Source organism: Methylobacterium mesophilicum (assembly GCF_036441335.1).
GTDB lineage: Bacteria > Pseudomonadota > Alphaproteobacteria > Rhizobiales > Beijerinckiaceae > Methylobacterium > Methylobacterium mesophilicum_B.
On the sequence record NZ_MLBW01000034.1, the window covers coordinates 499,719 to 517,069 of the forward strand.

The following is a 17,351-nucleotide window of genomic DNA, read 5'->3' on the forward strand; positions in this document are numbered from 1 at the left end:
ATGGCTCCGTGTTCGCGTTGCGGGTCGGGGCAACCCCTAACACCGCGCGGTCTACGAAGCAATCAAGACATAAAGATGTCTTTATGCGTTCCGGTCGGCGGACGCGCGGCCTCACCCCGGATCGGCGGATCCGGTCGCCGAGCCCCGGTCGTAGACGAGGTTGAACCGGCCCGACTCGAGCCGGGGCCGGCCAGGACTTCCCCTGGACAACGTGTTTCAAGCGCTGCAGGTCCCGGCCCGGCGGCATGCCGGTGCCGGTGTCGGACACGCAGAGCGACAGGTACGGCCCCTCCGGCATGTCNGGTGGCCACGCTGGAGCGCGGCGCCGCAGAGATCGCGCCCGTGGCGGATCTGGCGCCGCGCCGCGCCGCGGTCGCCCGCTGATGGCCGAGACCGGTACCGCGCGGGCGAACACACTGATCGCCGCGAAGATGGCGCTGCGCTTCGGCCTTCCGCTCATCGGCCTCGTGGTGTTCGGCCGCGCCATCGTTCTATCGGTGGGCGGCGATATCGAGCACGGGCAGTTCGCCCTGGGCGTGCTCCTGATCCTGGCGGGCTTCACCTCGAAGCTGGTGCCCCGGCCATGAGCGACGCGCCGGTGCGCCCGCCGATCTACCTCGACGCCGATGCCTGCCCGGTCAAGGACGAGACCTACCGGGTGGCCGCACGCTACGGCCTGACCGTCCACGTCGTCGCCAACAGTGTTCTGAACCTGCCGCGCGAGCCCTGGATCGAGCGAGTGGTCGTGGGCTCAGCACTGGACGCCGCCGACGACTGGATCGCCGCGCGGGCCGGCCCGGGGAGCATCGTGCTCACCGCCGACGTCCCGCTGGCCGCGCGCTGCGTGAAGGCCGGCGCCACGGTCCTGGCGTTCACCGGCAAGCCGTTCAGCGAGGCCGGGATCGGTCTCGCTCTCGCCACGCGCGACCTGATGCACTCATTGCGCGAGGCTGGCACCGTCACGGGCGGGCCGAAGCCCTTCTCGCGCGCCGACCGGTCGGCCTTCCTGTCCGCCCTCGACCGGGCGGTGAACCGGATCCTGCGCGAGCGGCCGAAGTCGGTCTGAGCAAGGGTCCGGGACCGGACGTGTCTCGGACGCGGGCGGTCTCAGGCCTCGGCCGCTGGGACGAGCCCCTTCAGAGCCTCATTGATGCGGTCCTGCCAGCCAGGCCCGTCCTTCTGGAAATGCGCGAGCACGGCGCTGTCGAGGCGCAGGCTCACCACCTCTCGGGAGCCCGGGATCGCCGCCGGCCGGGGCATGGCCTGCGGCGGCGGGGCGGCGGGCTTCGGGCTCGTGGCGGCCCGGAACGCCGCCTCGGCTGCCGCGCGGGGGTCGGTGAAGCGGCGGCGGTTGCGGTCTTCGGCCATCGACCTCTAGCCCTTCGCGGTCGTCTTCTTCGGCGCTGCCTTCTTGGCGCTGCCCTTGGCGGCCGCCTTGGCTTCCTTCTCGGCCGCCTTGGCCTGCGCGTCCGCGGCCTCCTTGGCGAGCCGGAGCGAGCGCAGTCGCACGGTCCGTTCATCCATCGCCTTGATGGCCGCGTGATGCTCCGCCATCGCCTGGGCGCCCTCGCGAGCCATGCGCTCCGCCCGTTCCGCGCGCTCGGCGCGGTTCTCGGCGCGCGTCTTGGCTTCCGCCTCCGCGTCGCGGGTGGCGTTCACCTCGTCGAGGTCGTACTCAGTGTCGTCGCTCATCCTGTCCCTTTCACCCCGACTCGACGGGTCCGACCCGGCGCAGCCTGCGCGGGACGGGGTCAGAGCGGGTCCGGCCTGTTCGAGGGGCGGAGGGCAAGGCCGGATCGGCGCCCTCCCGCATCGCCGTCAGGCGCGCGGGGAGGGCAGGTTCACGAAGGCTTTAGCATGCCCGCGCGGCCGATGGCGAATCCGGATCGCGGGCAGGGACTGACGGCGCACACTATTCGTACGCGTCCACTGGACAATCCGGATCCGGCCCGAGTCCAGCCGAGAGGATCCGGGCGCGATCGACCCCCGATCAACGCACGCGGAAGTTGAGCGGAATGGAGATCGAGAGGCTCGACTGGGTCACGCCGGCGGGCGCCGCCGGCATGGAGCCGCGCACCGCCGCGAGGGCGGCGCTGTCGATCTGGCCGATCCCGCTGGAGCGGGCCACGCCCGCACCCGTCACCTGACCCGAGCGCATCACGGTGAAGCGCACCACCGCGGTCCCGCCGCCGGTGCCGACCGCCGCGTTCACGTTCATCCGGCTATGGATCGCCGCGCTGATGGCGCCCTGCCACTGCCGCATGGCGCTCGGATCGTTGCCGGCGGCGGCGCGGCCAGCAGCGTTCGCGCGCGAGGCCGAGGCCGAACTGCGCTCGGCGCCCGCCCGCGCCTTGGCCTCGCGGGCCTTCGCCTCGCGCGCGGCCTTGGCCTTCGCCTCGCGGATCTCCTCCAGCCGTTCCTGCCGTGCCTCCTCGCGCTTCTGCTCGCGGAGCTTCTCCTCACGGATCTTGCGCAGCTTGGCTTCCCGCTCCGCCTTGAGCTTCGCCGGGTCGGGCGTCGGCTTGGGCGGCTCCTCGGTCTTCGCCACCTCGGTGGGCGGCGGTGCCAGCGGCTCGGCGGCCTCGGACGCGGAGGTGATCACCTGGCTCTGCGCCTCCACGGGCTGAGCCTCCGGCGGCGTCTCGACTTCCTGGGTGTCCTCTGGCTTCACCTCGGTCATCTCGGTCGGCGGCGGCGGCTGGACGGCTTCGTCCGGCGGCGCGTCCACCGGCTTCGTCTCCGGCGGCGCCTCCTGGCTCATCTGCTGCTCCGCCGGGGCCTCGGTGGTCGCGTCGGTCATGAGCGGCGCGAGGTCGACGGTGATCTGCTGCTCGCCGGGCGGTGCGGGCGGCGAGAGCCGCAGGAACATGACCGCGGCGAGCACGCAGGCGTGCAGGCCCAGGGCGACCAGGAAGGCGGCGAGCAGTCCGGACGGTCGGCGCTCACCGAGGCCGGCCGGCATATCCGTCGGCGTGAAGGTGCTCATCGGTTCAGCGCGCGGTCCCTGCGGGTGCGGCGGGCGCGGCGGCGGGCGCGGCAGGAGCGGCGCCGCCGGGCGACTGCGCGATCAGCGACACCTTGGTGAAGCCGGCCTGCCCGACGAGGCCCATGACCTCCATGACCTTGCCGTAGGGCACGTCGCGGTCGCCGCGCACCAGGATGACCTGGTCCTTGTCGGTCGCCGCCATCTCGCGCAGGCGCGGCACGATGCTCTCCATCGTGAACACCTCCTTGGCGATGGACGGGTTGCCGTCCTTGTCGACCGTCACCTCGGCGGGCTTCTTCGACTGCGCGACCTTGGGGGCCGCGGTCTTCGGCAGCTGGACCGGCACGCCGGTGGTCATCAGCGGCGCGGCGACCATGAAGATGATCAGCAGCACGAGCATCACGTCGACCATCGGGGTGACGTTGATCTCGGACATCGGCACGTCGTCGAGGTCGTCGTCGTCGTTCGCGCGAATGGATCCCATCGCCATGGGGCGTCTCCGGTACCTTGACGTTCGGCTCTCTGGGGGCGGGCGCCGGTCGGCTCTACTCGGCGGCCGCGCGGTGGGCGCCGGCGCGGTCGCGCGCGAGGCGGTTGCCCAGAACCGAGATGTAGGACGAGAAGGTGCTCTGGATGCCGCTCACGTCGCTCGACAGCTTGTTGTACGCCATCACCGCCGGGATCGCGACGACGAGACCGATCGCGGTCGCGAACAGCGCCTCGGCGATGCCCGGCGCCACCACGGCGAGGGAGGTGTCCTGGCTCCGGGCGATGGACGAGAACGAGTTCATGATGCCCCAGACGGTGCCGAACAGGCCGACGAACGGGGCCGTGGACCCGGAGGTCGCGAGCAGCGACAGACCGGTGCGCAGGCGCTTCACCTCGATGGTCAGAGCGCCCTTCATCGCCCGCTCGATGCGGTCGCGGCGCTCGGCTCTTGTCTCGGAGGAATCCTGATCGCGCCACGCGTCGATCGCCGCCTTAACAACGTGGCCGGCGATGCCGCGGTGCTCGCCGTCGAGGCTGCCGCCAGAGCGGACCAGGTTCGCGAAGGCCTTGGCCTGCCGCCGCGCGGCGGCGAGCCGGATGACCTTCTCGAACACCACCGTCCAGCAGGCGATCGAGGCGATCACCAGCAGGATCATCACGCCCTTCACGATCGGGTCGGCCTGCAGGAACAGTCCGAGGAACGAGAAGTCGTGGGCCGCCTCGATCGGGGCTTGTGTCGGGTCCATCGCGGGCTCCTGGCGTCCTGGTCTCACGCGGCCTTGCGCCGCCATCGTCACGGGGTGCGGCGAAAGCCGCGCGCCGCCCGGCGGGCCTCGCCGCCGGGCGGTTTGGTCTCGTCGACCGTCACACCACCCGCATCAGCGGTCGAACGGGAGGCCGGCCTTGCTGTCGGTCTCGGTCCGCTCGAGGCAGGCCTCACGTCCCGCGTCGCCGCCGTCGCAGGTCAGAACGTCGTTCAGGAGGACGCGTCCGACCTTGTTGCAGGCGATGCCGGGAAAATCGAAGATTTTCACGGTGGTCTTCTTCGGCGGCAGCGGCCCGAGCTCGACGGCCACGCGCTTCTGCGCGACGCCCTCCGGGTCGAAGGCGAAGAGATCCACCTTGTAGGTCTTGAGGCCGGACCCCTTGTTGTCGATCACCATCGTGATCCGGCAGGCCTCGCCCGCGGTCTCGACCTTGTTGAGCTGCAGCTTGATCGGCGCCTTCTCGGACGCGTCCTGCGCCAGGGCCGACACGACGAGGAGCGCCGAGAGCGCGAAGCAGGCCGCCGTGTCGAGGGCGATGCGCCCGATCCGACGGCGGTACAGGGGAGCGCGCAGGGCAAACACCGTATCAAAGTCCTCTTCGAGTTCGCGCCGGCCGGCGGGTCGCGCCGCGCGGGCCGGGGTTGCGGGGCGCCGGATCAGTGCAGCACCGTTCCGGCCGGGCAGGAGGCAGGGGCGAGGCGCTCGGCCGCCGCGTCCAGCGGCCCGACCGCCGCGCGGACCGCCGCCACGAGGCGCGGTGCCGCATCCCGGCCGGTGATCTCGGCCGCGGCCGCCTCGAGATCCGCCCAGAGGCGCTGTCGACCCCGGTTGATCAGCGTCACCAGCGCGCATTCGTGGCCGGTGACGCGGCAGCAGCTCGCCGGCATGAACGACCAGTCGCCGTCGCGCTCCGCACGGAGCGCCCGGATGATCGCGACCACGCAGGCGACGAAGCGGCAGCCCTCCGTCGGCCCGAGCAGCTGCTCGGCGCCGTCGAAGGCCGCGTTCCAGCAGGCGACGTCGCTGGTCATGTAGCCGGCCGCCACGAAGCGGGCCACCGACAGGGCCAGGATGTCGGCCTCGTCGCCGCACACGTCGGCGACCCGCCGCATCGCCGCATGGTTCGACGGGGTCATGGGCGTGCTCACGGCTCCGGTGCCTCACGTCGCGCGAGAAGATCGCGGCGACCAATCTCGGAAGCCGGATTATCGCCTGCCGCGGCAGTATCCAGGCCCGCGGCCCGGATCAAGGGCCGGGGAGAAAATCAGAGCAGTTCCAAACTGTTAGAAGAAAGCGTGGCTGTTCCTGGCTTTGCCTATGCGTCCCGTCAATTTTTGCCGAAATCTCCTGGATCAACGTCTGCGGCACGCCGGCGGTCGTACGGATCGCCTCCCTTGATGGCTCAATGGGCCTTGGCCATATCTCCGTGTTGCCGGCGTCGTCGCGTCCGGCGGAGCGCTGCCCCGGGCGGGCTCCTGTCGACGAGGTGCTCAGGCATCCCGGGATTTCGGCAGATCCCTGGGTCGGAGGCCTCGCTTTGTGGATGATGGCCGCGATGACTCGATCCTCGCCCTTCGGGCACCCGTTCCTGCTCGGCTTCGACGAGATCGAGCAGGCGCTCGATCGGGTCTCCAAAGCCGCCAACGACGGCTACCCGCCCTACAACATCGAGCGTCTGCCCCGGACCGAGAGCGAGCCCGAGCGCCTGCGGATCACCCTGGCGGTGGCCGGTTTCACCCGCGACCAATTGGACGTGATGTTGGAGGAGAGCCAGCTTGTGGTGCGCGGCCGGCAGGTCGACGAGCGCGAGCGCCACTTCCTCCACCGCGGCATTGCGGCGCGGCAGTTCCAGCGGACCTTCCTGCTGGCGGACGGCATGGAGGTCCTCGGCGCCGACCTCGCCAACGGGCTGCTGTCGATCGACCTGGTCCGGCCGGAGCCGGACCGGATCGTGCGCAAGATCGATATCGGCGCCCGGGGCTAGGGCCCACCGATTGATTGGCCGGCGCGCATCCCCATCTCAGGCTGGAGCCGCCGGTGCCTTCAGGATCGGCGGTAGACGCTCTGCCACCCCAGGAGGGCTTGATGACCGATCTGAACCCGTCTCCCCTGACCCCGGCCGATCTCGATCCGGCTGATTTCCAGCCCGCCGATCTCGCGGCGCTGGGCGAGGGGCACATCGCCTACGTCCGGCCGATCCGGTCCGACGAGGTTCGCCGCTTCTTCCCGCAGGCTCCCGAGCTGACGCCCGGGCTCGACCTGTTCGCTCTGCTCTCGGCGAGCGGCGCCCCGATCATGCTCGCCGATTCGCGGGACGTGGTGCTGGCCAACGCCGCCGCGCACGACCTGCAGCCCGTCAGCCTGCACTGATCATCTACGCTGACATCCCTGATCGGGGGATCGGTCAGGCGATGTCGGCCACCGCTGCCACGAGCCGCGCGATGTCCTGCGGCCGCGACAGCCGGTGGTCGCCGTCGGCGATCAGCGTCAGCACGGTCCCCTCGGCCGGCAGACGTTCGATCGTCCGCAAGGCGTGGCTGTAGGGGACGTCGGTGTCCCGCATGCCCTGCAGGATGTGCACCGGGCAGGCCGGATCCACCGGCCCGCCCAGCATGCAATGCCGGCGGCCGTCGTCGATGAGGGTCCGCGTGATCGGGTCCGGCTCCGGCGCGTAGTCGCTGGGTTTCCTGAGGACCCCGTCCCGGATCAGCATCGCGCGGGCCGCCTCGGTGAGGCGGTTCCAGATCAGCTCCTCCGTGAAGTCCAGCGCGGGCGCGATGAGCACCAGCCCCGCCGTCGCCTGCCCGCGGGCAACCCGGTCGCGGGCCGCGAGGCAGGCGATCCAGCCGCCCATCGACGAGCCGACGAGCACCGGCGCCTCCGTTACGTAGGCTGCCAGGACGGCTTGCGCGTCCTCGAGCCAGGACGAGATGGTGCAATCCGTGAAGGTGCCGCCCGAGGCACCGTGCGCGGCGTAGTCGAACCGCACGAGCCTCCGGCCCGTCCGTTCGGCCCAGGCATCGAGCGCCGTCGCCTTGGTCGCGGTCATGTCGGAGCGAAAGCCGCCGAGCCAGACCACCGGCGGCCCGCCGCCCGGGCGCACCCGCACGGCGATGCGGCGGGCCGCGTCGCCGGTGCCGACGGTGAGGAACTCGGGGGCCGTATCCGTCATCGTTCTCTCCGGTATCCCTGTCTCGAGACGGAAGAAGTCCGGTCCTGAACGGTTCGGCTTCAACTCTCGTTTACCGGACCGTAAAGCCCGGCGGCGATGCTGGATCAATGGCAGCGAGCATTTGGCAGATACCGGCCGGGGGCCTGCGCGTCCTCGCCGAGGGCCCGCGGACGGGCGAGGGAACCCACGCTCTGTCGGGCTTCCCGGCGGAGGTCGGGGCGCTGGCCGGCGCCCGCATCCTGCAGATCATCCCCGAGCTCGACGCCGGCGGCGCCGAGCGCACCGCGGTGGATGTGGCGGGCGGGCTCGCCGCCGTCGGTGCCCGTGCCCTCGTGGCGACGGAGGGCGGACGTCTCGTCGGCGAGTTGCAGGCCAAGGGCGGTCACTGGCTCCGGTTCCCGGCCGCGTCGAAGAACCCGGCGCTGATGGCGGTGAACGTCCTCCGCCTGATGGCGCTCTGCCGCCGCGAGAAGGTGCAGATCATTCACGCTCGCTCCCGCGCGCCGGCCTGGGTCGCCCTCGGGGCGGCGCGCCGCCTGGGATTGCCGTTCGTGACCACCTATCACGGCAGCTATTCCGGCCGGACCGGCGTGAAGGTTCTCTACAACTCGGTGATGGCTCGCGGCGACGTGGTCATCGCCAACTCGCACTACACCGCGGACCTGATCCACCAACTGCATGCCGAGCAGGCCGGCGACCGTGTCCGGGTCATTCACAGGGGCACCGACCTCGCCGTGTTCAACCCGGTGGCCGTGGGAGCTGCCCGGGTCGAGGCGCTGCGCCGGAGCTGGAACGTGGCGCCGCACGAGCGTGTGATCCTGCTGGCCGCCCGCCTCACTGCCTGGAAGGGCCATCGCGTGCTGATCGAGGCCGCCGCGCAGATGCGCGACCGCGGCGTTCCTGATCTCGCCGTGGTCCTGGCGGGGGACCCGCAGGGCCGCGCCGCCTACGAGCGCGAGCTCGACGCGCTCATCGCGGCGCGCGGGCTCGGCGGCGTCGTCCGCCGGGTCGGGCACTGCACCGACATGCCGGCGGCCTTCCGCGCGGCCTCGGTGGTGGCGGTGCCGTCCGTGGAGCCCGAGGCCTTCGGGCGCTCGGCCGTGGAGGCGCAGGCGCTCGGCGCCCCGGTGGTGGTCTCGGACCTCGGCGCCGTGCCGGAGACGGTGCTGGTGCCGCCCGGCGACCCGGCCGCGCTCGCCGCCGCCCTCAGCGAAGCGCTCTCCCTCGGCGCGAGCGCCCGCGACGCCCTCGGCCGGCGGAGCCGCGCGCATGTCGAGGCGCACTTCTCCCTGGAGCGGATGGTCGGCGACACGCTGGCCGTCTATGCCGGGCTGCTCGGCCGGTCGGCCTGAAGGCGGCACCGGGACGGGCCTCGAATCGCGACGCGGCGGCCGAATATTTCCGGCACCGCGACGGTAGCCGGTTGACTCTGGCCGCGGTTCCACCAACGTTGTATGTCCGGATGAGACCGGAGCGGCTGGCGGTCAGGAGATCCTCCTGAAGATCCGCCGTTTCGCCGTTGCAGCAGGAGACCTAAGCCATTCGTAGACCGATGAGAGCCATGCCGGCCCCGCAGAAGGACGGGCCGCGCGCCAACCGCGACATTCGCGGAGTGCGGGAAGTGCAGCTGATCGACGACACCGGGCAGAACCGCGGCGTCGTTCCCTTCTTCGACGCCCTCAATCTGGCCGAGGAGGCCGGTCTCGATCTCGTGGAGATCGCGCCGAACTCCGTGCCGCCCGTCTGCAAGCTGCTCGATTACGGGCGCTTCCGCTTCAACGAGCAGAAGAAGCAGAACGAGGCCCGCAAGCGGCAGAAGACCGTCGAGGTGAAGGAGATCAAGCTCCGGCCCGGCATCGACAAGCACGACTACGACACCAAGATGAAGTCGGTGCACCGCTTCTTCGAGGAGGGCGACAAGGTCAAGGTGACCCTGCGCTTCCGCGGTCGTGAGATGGCTCACCAGGACATCGGTCTGCGCCTGCTGGAGCGCGTGAAGAGCGAGACCGCGGAGATCGCCAAGGTCGAGAGCGAGCCGATGCTCGAAGGCCGGCAGATGATCATGATCCTGGCGCCGCGCTGAGCGGCCCGGATCCAGAGACGCGAGACCCGCGCCGCCTCCTCACCGGGGCGGCGTTGTCTTTTCAGCGCTTCCGATCGGCGGCGCCGCGGATTATGGGCAGCCTATGGCCCTCGCTCCCGATGAGATCGAACGCTACGCCCGCCACCTCGTCCTCGCGGAGGTCGGCGGTCCCGGCCAGGCCCGGCTCAAGGCCGCCCGGATCCTCGTCGTCGGGGCGGGCGGCCTCGGCGCGCCGCTGATCCAGTACCTCGCCGCCGCGGGGATCGGCACGATCGGCCTCGTCGACGACGACACGGTCTCCCTGTCGAACCTGCAGCGGCAGGTGATCCACGGGACCCCGGATCTCGGCCGGCCGAAGGTGGAGAGTGCGGCCGACGCGGTCGCGCGGCTCAACCCGCACGTGACGGTGGTGTCGCACCCGTTCCGGATCGACGCGGGCAACGCGGTCGACCTGATCGGCGGCTACGACCTCGTCGCCGACGGGTCCGACAATTTCGCCACGCGCTACGCGGTGTCCGACGCCTGCTTCCGCGCGCGTCGGCCGCTGGTCACGGCGGCTCTGGGCCGCTTCGACGGCACGCTGACCACGATCCGGGCCCACGAGACGGGGCCAGACGGGACGCCGAACCCGACCTATCGCTGCCTCTTCCCGAACCCGCCGCCGCCGGGCAGCGTGCCCGCCTGCGCGGAGGCCGGCGTCCTCGGCGCGCTCGCCGGCGTCATGGGCTCGCTGATGGCCATGGAGGTGATCCGGGCCGTGGCGGGCTTCGGCGAGCCCCTCGTCGGGCGCCTGCTCATGGTCGACGCCCGCGCCATGCGGTTCGAGACCCTGAGCTACGGCTGGGATCCCGAGAACCCGCTCAGCGGCAGCGGCGCCTCAGCCGCCTGAGGATCCCGGCGGCATCCACGGCCCCTCCGCCTCGGCCTTGCCGAGGCAGCATTTCTTGAATTTCTTTCCCGAGCCGCAGGGGCAGGGATCGTTGCGGCCGACATCCTTGAACGGGTTGCGCTGCGGCTCGCCGGCGCCCTCCTCGGCCCAGTCGAGGGCCTCGACCGGATCGTCGAGGTAGCCGTACTGGTAGGGCCCCAGCCGGTCCCGGTCGTCCGGCTTGGTCTCCGCCTCGCGCAGGGCCTCCTTGAACCACCCGGCGTCGCTGATCTCGTCGGTCAGCCGTCCGTCGGCGCGGGCCGCGGCCGCGCGGGGCGCGAGGTCCCGGAAGCCGAGATGCGCGATCGTCTCTTCCCAGCCGACCCAGGCCGGCCCGTCCTCCACGGCAGCCTGCGCGTCGTCGAACCGGACCAGCAGGTCGTGCATCGCGGCCCGGTCGATCCGTCCCTCCAGGGTCACGAAGGTGCAGGCGCACATCAGCGCCATGCGCGCGTGATCGTCGACCGTGCTGTCCAGGATCAGCCGGAACAGCGGCTGCGGATCGCCGTCGAACAGGCTCGCCACGACCTTGGCCAGCGTCGCCGTGACGGCGTCACCCAGCACCGCGTCGAGGGTCTCCCCGTCGTGCCGGAGCAGCCTGAGGAGCGGCGCGAGGGCGCGTGTGTCCCGGGCATGGGCCATGACGTGCAGGCCCCAGAACAGGAGGTTCGTCTCCTCCGGCGCCAACTCGCGCCCGTCGGCGGCCGCCTCGAGCAGCGGCAGCGTCGCCTCCGCGACGGCGGCCGGGTGGTTGAGGGCCTCCCGCAACGCCGCCTTCGGCCGGTACTCGGCCGCCGCGAGGTCGTCGATGAGCAGGGCGATCCGGTCCATGCGTTCCTCAGGCCCGGAGGGTCGCGCCCGTCTTGCGGGTGACCTCGGCGACGATCCTGGCGCTCACCGCCTCGATCTCCGCGTCGGTCAGGGTCCGCTCGACGGGCTGGAGACGCACCGCGATCGCCACCGACTTCGCGCCGTCCGGCACGCCCGGCCCCTCGTAGAGGTCGAACACGTCGACGCCCGTCACCAGCTTGCGCTCGGCGTTCTGGGCGGCCTTGACGATGTCGCCCGCCGGCACGTCGCGGCCGACCACGAAGGCGAAGTCCCGCGACAGCGGCTGGAATTCCGACAGCGCCAGGGCGGGCTTGGCCTTGGTCGGCTTGAGCTTGGGCAGGGGCAGGGCGTCGAGGACGATCTCGAACGCCACGAGCGTTCCCTTCAGGTCGAGCGCCTGCAGCGTCCGCGGATGCACCTCCCCGAACCAGCCGATCTCCGTCTTCGGGCCGAAGCGCAGCGTGCCCGAGCGGCCGGGATGGAGCCAGGACGGGCCGCCCGCCGCGATCTGGAGGCCGCCCGTCGGCACGCCGAGGCTGCCGAGCAACGCGATGGCGTCGGCCTTGGCGTCGAACGCGTCGACGGTCGCGGTTTTGCCGTCCCAGTGCCGCCCGGCGCCGGCCAGGGTCGCGCCGCCGCGGCGGACCGCAGCCGCGCGGACGGTCTGGCCCTCCGGCACGTCGGAGGCGAAGCACTGGCCGACCTCGAACAGGGCGGAGTCCGGATGGCCGCGGTCGGCGTTGCGCTGCGCCGCGCGCAGGAGGCCCGGCACGAGGCTCGGCCGCATGTCGGACAGCTCCGAGGCGATCGGGTTGGCCAGCACGAGTTCGGCCCCGCCGCCGCCGAACAGGACGGCGTCGTCGTGCGGCACGAACGACCACGTGACCGCCTCCATGAGGCCGCGGCTCGCGAGGGCGCGCTTGGCCATGCGGGTCCGCTTCTGCATCACGGTGAGCAGCGGGCGGCCGATCCCGGCGAGCGGCGGCAGCGGCTCGGCCACGATCCGGTCGAGACCGGCGATGCGGACGACTTCCTCCACGAGGTCGGCCTTGCCCTCGACGTCGGGCCGCCAGGACGGCGGCAGCACCGTCACCCGGTCCCCGGAGCCGGTGACGTGGAAGCCCAGCGTCTCCAGGATCTGCTGCATCTCGGCGCGCGGCACGTCCAGGCCGGCGAGGCGGCGGACCTCGGTCCAGGGGAAGTCGATGCTGCGCGCGGTTTCGGGCGCTTCGCCGGCGATCCGCGCCTCGGTCGGCGTACCGCCGCAGAGGTCGACCACGAGCCGCGTCGCGAGGTCGAGGCCCGGGAGCGTGAAGGCCGGATCGACGCCCCGCTCGAAGCGGTAGCGCGCGTCGGTGATGAGGCCGAGGCGGCGGCCCGACTGGGCGATGTTGGCCGGGTCCCACAGGGCCGACTCGATCAGCACGTCCGTCGTGCCCGCGTCGCAGCCAGACGCCTCGCCGCCCATGATGCCGGCGATCGATTCGACGCCGTTCGCGTCGGCGATCACCACGGTGTCGTCGGCCAGCGTGTGGGTCCGGCCATCGAGGGCGCGCAGGCTCTCGCCCGCCCGCGCCCGTCGCACGGTCAGCGTGCCGGCGACCTTGGCGGCGTCGAAGACGTGCAATGGCCGCCCGCGGTCGAACGTGACGTAGTTGGTGATGTCGACGAGGCTGTTGATCGGGCGCAGGCCGATGGCGCGCAGTCGGGCCTGCATCCAGGCCGGCGACGGGCCGTTCCTGACGCCGCGCACCAACCGCAGAGCGAAGAGCGGGGCCAAGTGCCGGTCGGCCGGCGCGAGGTCCAACGCGACCTCGACCGGGCAGGGACCCTCGCCACGCACGTTCGGCAGCGCCTCGCCCTTGAGCGTGCCGAGGCCGGCGGCCGCGAGGTCGCGGGCGATGCCGTGGACCGAGGTGCAGTCCGGCCGGTTCGGCGTCAGGTTGATCTCGATGACCGGATCGTCGAGTCCGGCATAGAGGGCGTAGGCCTGGCCGACCGGCGCGTCGGTCGGGAGTTCCAGGATGCCGTCATGGTCGTCGCCGAGGCCGAGCTCGGCGCCCGAGCACAGCATGCCGTGGCTCTCGACGCCGCGGATCGTGCCCACCGACAGGGTGATGTTCTTGCCGGGGACGAAGGTGCCGGGCGGCGCGAAGACCGAGACGAGGTCGGCCCGGGCGTTCGGAGCGCCGCAGACCACCTGCACGGGGGCGCCCGCGCCGGTGTCGACGGTGCAGACCCGGAGCCGGTCGGCGTTCGGATGCTGCTCGGCCGTCAGGATCCGGGCGATCACGTAGGGCTTGAGCGCGGCGGCCTTGTCCTCGACGCCCTCCACCTCCAGGCCGATCCGCGTGAGCGTCTCGGCGACGGTGTCGAGGGAGGCCTCGGTGTCGAGGTGGTCCTTGAGCCAGGAGAGGGTGAATTTCATGATGGACCTTCGAGAGCCCGGTACCGGCTCGACCGTCGGAGGAACAGGATCGCGGCGCCCTCACCGGGGCCGGAGGGCCGCGGCGGGGCCGGGGCGGCTCAGCCGGTGAGGCCGCCCACGAGGCTCGGCACGTAGAGCGGGCGGAAGCCGTAATGGTCGAGCCAGCGGACGTCGGCCTCGAAGAACGGGCGCAGGTCCGGCATGCCGTATTTCAGCATGGCGATGCGGTCGATGCCGACGCCGAAGGCGAAGCCCTGCACGGCGTCCGGGTCGAGCCCGCAATTGCGCAGCACGTTCGGGTGCACCATCCCGCAGCCCAGGATCTCCAGCCAGTCGTCGCCCTCGCCGAAGCGGATCTCGCCGCCCTTGCGCGAGCACTGGATGTCGACCTCCGCGGAGGGCTCGGTGAACGGGAAGAAGGACGGGCGGAAGCGCATCTTCACGCCCTCCACCTCGAAGAATGCCTTGCAGAACTCCTCCAGCACCCATTTCAGGTTGGCGATGTTGGCGCTGGTGTCGATCACCAGCCCCTCGACCTGGTGGAACATCGGCGTGTGGGTCTGGTCGGAATCGTGCCGGTAGGTCCGGCCCGGGATGATCACGCGGATCGGCGGCGTCTGCGCCCGCATGGTCCGCACCTGCACCGGCGAGGTGTGGGTGCGCAGCACCTTGCGCTGCCCGTCGCGGTCCGGGGCCAGGAAGAAGGTGTCGTGCATCTCGCGGGCCGGGTGGCCGGGCGGGAAGTTGAGCGCCGTGAAGTTCAGCTCGTCCGTCTCGATGTCCGGACCCTCGGCGACCGCGAAGCCCATGTCGGCGAAGATCGCGGTGATCTCGTCGATGACCTGGGAGATCGGGTGGATCCGGCCGCGCACCTCGGGGGCCTCGCGGACCGGCAGGGTCACGTCGACCCGCTCGGAGGCGAGGCGGGCCTCCAGGGCGGCCTCGGCGAGTTCGGTCTTGCGCGCGGTGACGGCGCCCTGGACCCGGTCGCGCAGGCCGTTGATCAGGGGCCCGCGCTCCTTGCGCTCGTCCGGCGTCATCGCGCCGAGGGTCTTCAGGAGGTCCGAGACGCTGCCCTTCTTGCCGAGCGAGGCGACGCGGACCGCGTCGAGGGCCGCCTCGTCGGCGGCCGCGCCCACCTGGGCCAGGAGGTCGCGTTCCAGGGTGTCGAGATCGGTCATCGCTGTCTTCGAGCAGGGTTGGCGGAGTCGGCCGTCGGGCCGTGCTCTCGCGCGTTGTGCGCCCGGGCGCAAGCGCGGGGCGCGGGACCTCGTAAACGACGAAGGCGCGGCTCCCTGGGGAACCGCGCCTTCCGTCCGTCTCGCCTCAGGCCTGGATCAGGCGGCCTTGGCGGTGTTCTGCGGCAGCGCGGCCTTCGCCTTCTCGACGACGGCGGCGAAGCTCGCCGGCTCGTGGATCGCGAGCTCGGACAGCGCCTTGCGGTCAACCACGATGCCGGACTTCGCCAGGCCGTCGATGAAGCGCGAGTAGGTCAGGCCGTGCTCGCGGACGGCCGCGTTGAGGCGCTGGATCCAGAGGGCGCGGAACGTGCGCTTCTTGTTCTTGCGGTCGCGGTAGGCGTACTGCAGACCCTTCTCCACCGCCTGCTTGGCGATGCGGATCGTGTTCTTGCGCCGGCCGTAATAGCCCTTGGCGGCCTTCAGAACCTTCTTGTGCTTCGCGTGACTGGTCACGCCGCGCTTGACGCGGGCCATCGGTTATCTCCTGGATTCGACGAAAGACAGTGGCAACGGGTGTCGAAGGACTTACCGCGCGTTCGGCAGGAAGTACTTCTTCACGTTGGCGGCATCGCCCTCGAACAGGGTCGTGGTGCCGCGCAGGTTGCGGATCTGCTTGGTCGTCCGCTTGATCATCCCGTGGCGCTTGCCGGCCTGGGCGTACATCACCTTGCCGGTGCCGGTGATCTTGAAGCGCTTCTTCGCGCCCGATTTCGTCTTCAACTTGGGCATTTGGCTCTCCGTTGCGCGAAAGGATCTCTGCCCGACCCGGGGGATCGGATGAGGTTCGCGCGCTGATGCTTCTGGTGGAGCAGCACGAGCCGCCACGGCAGCCCTATCGGCCGGGCGGTTCGACGCGGGGCGGCTTATGACAGAAAGCTGACGCGGCGGCAACGTCCGCCGGCCTGAGCACGAGATCGAGATCCGACGGAACGCCCCGGCGGGCTTCGGCGTATCGAGCCCGAGGACGGGGCTTCCGCGCGCGACGTCGGTGCGGGCGAGCCGGAAACGGCGCCGCAACGGCCGTCTCGCCCGTGCTGATTCGGAGGAATTCGGGGACGGCTGCCGCGCCGCACAAAACGGTGCGGGACAGCGGGAGCGCCAGGAACCATAACCTTGGCCGTCGGTTTCATTCATGTCCCGCTCAGGCCGGCAGGGTTAGACCCCCCGTCAAATTCGGCCAACCAGGAGACACTCCGTGCGCATTGCCCAGATCGCTCCGTTGTCGGAGGCCGTCCCTCCGAAGTTCTACGGCGGCACCGAGCGCGTCGTCAGCTGGATTACAGAGGAACTGGTCCGCCAGGGCCACGAAGTCACGCTGTTCGCGAGCGGCGACTCCGAGACGACTGCCAAGCTCGCGGCCTGCACGCCCGAGGGCCTTCGCCTGCTCGGGTACCGGGATCACACGGCCAGCCACCTGGCGATGCTGCATCAGGTGCACCGCCGCGCGCACGAGTTCGACATCCTGCACTTCCACATCGACCTGCTGCAGTACCCGATGTTCGAGGACCTGAACCACAAGTGCATCACCACGATGCACGGTCGCCTCGACGTGCCGGACTTCATGCCGGTCTACCGCACCTTCACGGGCATGCCGCTGGTCTCGATCTCCGACAACCAGCGCCTGCCCATGCCGCCGACCTCCAACTGGCTGGCGACGATCCATCACGGCCTGCCGGCCGAGAACTGCCCGTACTACCCGGACGCCAAGGGCGGCTACCTCGCCTTTCTCGGCCGCATCTCGCCCGAGAAGCGGCCCGACCGCGCGATCGAGATGGCGATCCGCTCCGGCACGCCCCTCAAGATCGCCGCGAAGGTCGACAAGGCCGACCAGGATTACTGGGACGAGGTCATCGAGCCGATGATCCATCACCCGCTGATCGAGTACATCGGCGAGATCAACGAGGAGCAGAAGAAGGACTTCCTCGGCAACGCCCTGGCGCTCGCCTTCCCGATCGACTGGCCGGAGCCCTTCGGCCTCGTGATGATCGAGGCGATGTCGGCCGGAACCCCGGTGATCGCGTTCCGCAACGGCTCCGTCCCGGAGGTGATCAAGGACGGCGTCGGCGGCGTGCTGTGCGAGAACATGGACGACGCCGTGGCGGCGGTCGCCAAGGTCAAGACCATGAGCCGCGCCGGCGTGCGCCGTCACTTCGAGAGCGCCTTCACCGCCGAGTGCATGGTGAAGAAGTACGTCGCCGCCTACGAGGACCTGCTCGCCCGCGGCGCCGACGTGATCAAGCTGCCGAAGTCCGGGTTCAAGCCGCAGTACGGCGAGGTCAACGGCTCGGCGCGTCCGGCGATCCCCGTCGCTGCCATGCCGGCCTGAAATCCGGCACCGGGCTTGCGAGGCGGGTCCGGCTCGGCCTAGCGTCTTAAAGGCGACTCATCCGTAGGGTGAACAAGGGCTGCTGCATCGAACGGATGCG

21 protein-coding genes are annotated in these 17,351 nt (G+C 71.0%); 8 read left to right on the forward strand and 13 right to left on the reverse strand.

The annotated features are described in order from the left end of the window. Positions 1-383 precede the first annotated feature (383 nt). On the forward strand, positions 384-587 hold the full coding sequence (locus MMR14E_RS23035) for a hypothetical protein (RefSeq protein WP_331317502.1): 204 nt from the start codon (positions 384-386) through the stop codon (positions 585-587). Further along, a complete protein-coding gene (locus tag MMR14E_RS23040) occupies positions 584-1,066 on the forward strand; it encodes a YaiI/YqxD family protein (RefSeq protein WP_331317503.1) in 483 nt (160 codons plus the stop codon). Before MMR14E_RS23035 ends, MMR14E_RS23040 begins: the two co-directional genes overlap by 4 nt. Before the next feature lie 41 nt (positions 1,067-1,107). Here the strand turns inward: MMR14E_RS23040 and MMR14E_RS23045 are convergent, their stop codons facing one another. The 7 genes from MMR14E_RS23045 to MMR14E_RS23075 all read right to left on the reverse strand — a co-directional run bounded on the left by MMR14E_RS23045 (position 1,108) and on the right by MMR14E_RS23075 (position 5,378). After that, positions 1,108-1,368, reverse strand: coding sequence for a BrnA antitoxin family protein (locus MMR14E_RS23045; protein WP_331317504.1), 261 nt, complete (start codon positions 1,366-1,368; stop codon positions 1,108-1,110). Positions 1,369-1,374: 6 nt separating this feature from the next. After that, complete coding sequence (locus tag MMR14E_RS23050) at positions 1,375-1,692, reverse strand: hypothetical protein (protein ID WP_012320114.1); 318 nt, start codon at positions 1,690-1,692, stop codon at positions 1,375-1,377. Between the two features lie 298 nt (positions 1,693-1,990). Further along, positions 1,991-2,986, reverse strand: coding sequence for a TonB family protein (locus MMR14E_RS23055; RefSeq protein ID WP_331317507.1), 996 nt, complete (start codon positions 2,984-2,986; stop codon positions 1,991-1,993). A gap of 4 nt (positions 2,987-2,990) precedes the next feature. Then, positions 2,991-3,476: an ExbD/TolR family protein gene (locus tag MMR14E_RS23060; protein WP_331317508.1), complete on the reverse strand. Its 486-nt coding sequence runs from the start codon at positions 3,474-3,476 to the stop codon at positions 2,991-2,993. A 55-nt stretch (positions 3,477-3,531) separates the two neighbouring features. Beyond that, positions 3,532-4,221 (reverse strand): MotA/TolQ/ExbB proton channel family protein, encoded by a 690-nt coding sequence (locus MMR14E_RS23065; RefSeq protein WP_331290896.1) that lies wholly within the window; start codon positions 4,219-4,221, stop codon positions 3,532-3,534. Positions 4,222-4,353: 132 nt separating this feature from the next. Continuing rightward, entirely contained in the window at positions 4,354-4,824 is a 471-nt protein-coding gene (locus tag MMR14E_RS23070) for a Tat pathway signal protein (protein ID WP_331317509.1), read from the reverse strand. A gap of 74 nt (positions 4,825-4,898) precedes the next feature. After that, the gene (locus tag MMR14E_RS23075) at positions 4,899-5,378 is read right to left on the reverse strand and encodes a hypothetical protein (RefSeq protein ID WP_331317511.1); all 480 of its coding nucleotides are present in this window, start codon (positions 5,376-5,378) and stop codon (positions 4,899-4,901) included. A 419-nt stretch (positions 5,379-5,797) separates the two neighbouring features. On the opposite strand from MMR14E_RS23075, the gene MMR14E_RS23080 reads away from it, so the two are divergent. Together MMR14E_RS23080 and MMR14E_RS23085 are read left to right on the forward strand one after the other, a co-directional pair. Further along, positions 5,798-6,226 (forward strand): Hsp20 family protein, encoded by a 429-nt coding sequence (locus tag MMR14E_RS23080; RefSeq protein WP_210032855.1) that lies wholly within the window; start codon positions 5,798-5,800, stop codon positions 6,224-6,226. Between the two features lie 101 nt (positions 6,227-6,327). Further along, positions 6,328-6,612 carry a DUF1150 family protein gene (locus MMR14E_RS23085; RefSeq protein ID WP_020092805.1) on the forward strand — a complete coding sequence of 95 codons (285 nt, stop codon included), beginning with the start codon at positions 6,328-6,330 and terminating at the stop codon, positions 6,610-6,612. A gap of 34 nt (positions 6,613-6,646) precedes the next feature. Here the strand turns inward: MMR14E_RS23085 and MMR14E_RS23090 are convergent, their stop codons facing one another. Then, positions 6,647-7,414 (reverse strand): alpha/beta hydrolase, encoded by a 768-nt coding sequence (locus MMR14E_RS23090; RefSeq protein WP_331317515.1) that lies wholly within the window; start codon positions 7,412-7,414, stop codon positions 6,647-6,649. Positions 7,415-7,521: 107 nt separating this feature from the next. Between MMR14E_RS23090 and MMR14E_RS23095 the strand changes: the two genes are divergently transcribed. The 3 genes from MMR14E_RS23095 to MMR14E_RS23105 all read left to right on the forward strand — a co-directional run bounded on the left by MMR14E_RS23095 (position 7,522) and on the right by MMR14E_RS23105 (position 10,386). Continuing rightward, positions 7,522-8,766 carry a glycosyltransferase family 4 protein gene (locus MMR14E_RS23095; protein ID WP_331317517.1) on the forward strand — a complete coding sequence of 415 codons (1,245 nt, stop codon included), beginning with the start codon at positions 7,522-7,524 and terminating at the stop codon, positions 8,764-8,766. A 209-nt stretch (positions 8,767-8,975) separates the two neighbouring features. Then, complete coding sequence (infC, locus tag MMR14E_RS23100; RefSeq protein WP_020092802.1) at positions 8,976-9,497, forward strand: translation initiation factor IF-3; 522 nt, start codon at positions 8,976-8,978, stop codon at positions 9,495-9,497. A 103-nt stretch (positions 9,498-9,600) separates the two neighbouring features. Beyond that, a complete protein-coding gene (locus tag MMR14E_RS23105; protein WP_331317519.1) occupies positions 9,601-10,386 on the forward strand; it encodes a molybdopterin-synthase adenylyltransferase MoeB in 786 nt (261 codons plus the stop codon). On the opposite strand, the gene MMR14E_RS23110 is transcribed toward MMR14E_RS23105, so the two are convergent. From MMR14E_RS23110 to rpmI, 5 genes are all read right to left on the reverse strand, one after another. Then, on the reverse strand, positions 10,375-11,256 hold the full coding sequence (locus MMR14E_RS23110; protein WP_331317521.1) for a DUF1186 domain-containing protein: 882 nt from the start codon (positions 11,254-11,256) through the stop codon (positions 10,375-10,377). The genes MMR14E_RS23105 and MMR14E_RS23110 overlap by 12 nt on opposite strands. Positions 11,257-11,263: 7 nt before the next feature. Continuing rightward, positions 11,264-13,684, reverse strand: coding sequence for a phenylalanine--tRNA ligase subunit beta (gene pheT / locus MMR14E_RS23115; protein ID WP_331317523.1), 2,421 nt, complete (start codon positions 13,682-13,684; stop codon positions 11,264-11,266). A gap of 98 nt (positions 13,685-13,782) precedes the next feature. Beyond that, positions 13,783-14,865, reverse strand: coding sequence for a phenylalanine--tRNA ligase subunit alpha (gene pheS / locus MMR14E_RS23120; RefSeq protein ID WP_331317524.1), 1,083 nt, complete (start codon positions 14,863-14,865; stop codon positions 13,783-13,785). Between the two features lie 156 nt (positions 14,866-15,021). Continuing rightward, positions 15,022-15,399: a 50S ribosomal protein L20 gene (rplT, locus tag MMR14E_RS23125; protein WP_010682315.1), complete on the reverse strand. Its 378-nt coding sequence runs from the start codon at positions 15,397-15,399 to the stop codon at positions 15,022-15,024. A 51-nt stretch (positions 15,400-15,450) separates the two neighbouring features. Next, positions 15,451-15,654 (reverse strand): 50S ribosomal protein L35, encoded by a 204-nt coding sequence (gene rpmI / locus MMR14E_RS23130; RefSeq protein WP_007561407.1) that lies wholly within the window; start codon positions 15,652-15,654, stop codon positions 15,451-15,453. 466 nt (positions 15,655-16,120) lie between these two features. Here rpmI and MMR14E_RS23135 point away from each other — a divergent pair, with 466 nt between their 5' ends. After that, positions 16,121-17,251: a glycosyltransferase family 4 protein gene (locus MMR14E_RS23135; RefSeq protein ID WP_331317527.1), complete on the forward strand. Its 1,131-nt coding sequence runs from the start codon at positions 16,121-16,123 to the stop codon at positions 17,249-17,251. Positions 17,252-17,351: the final 100 nt, after the last annotated feature.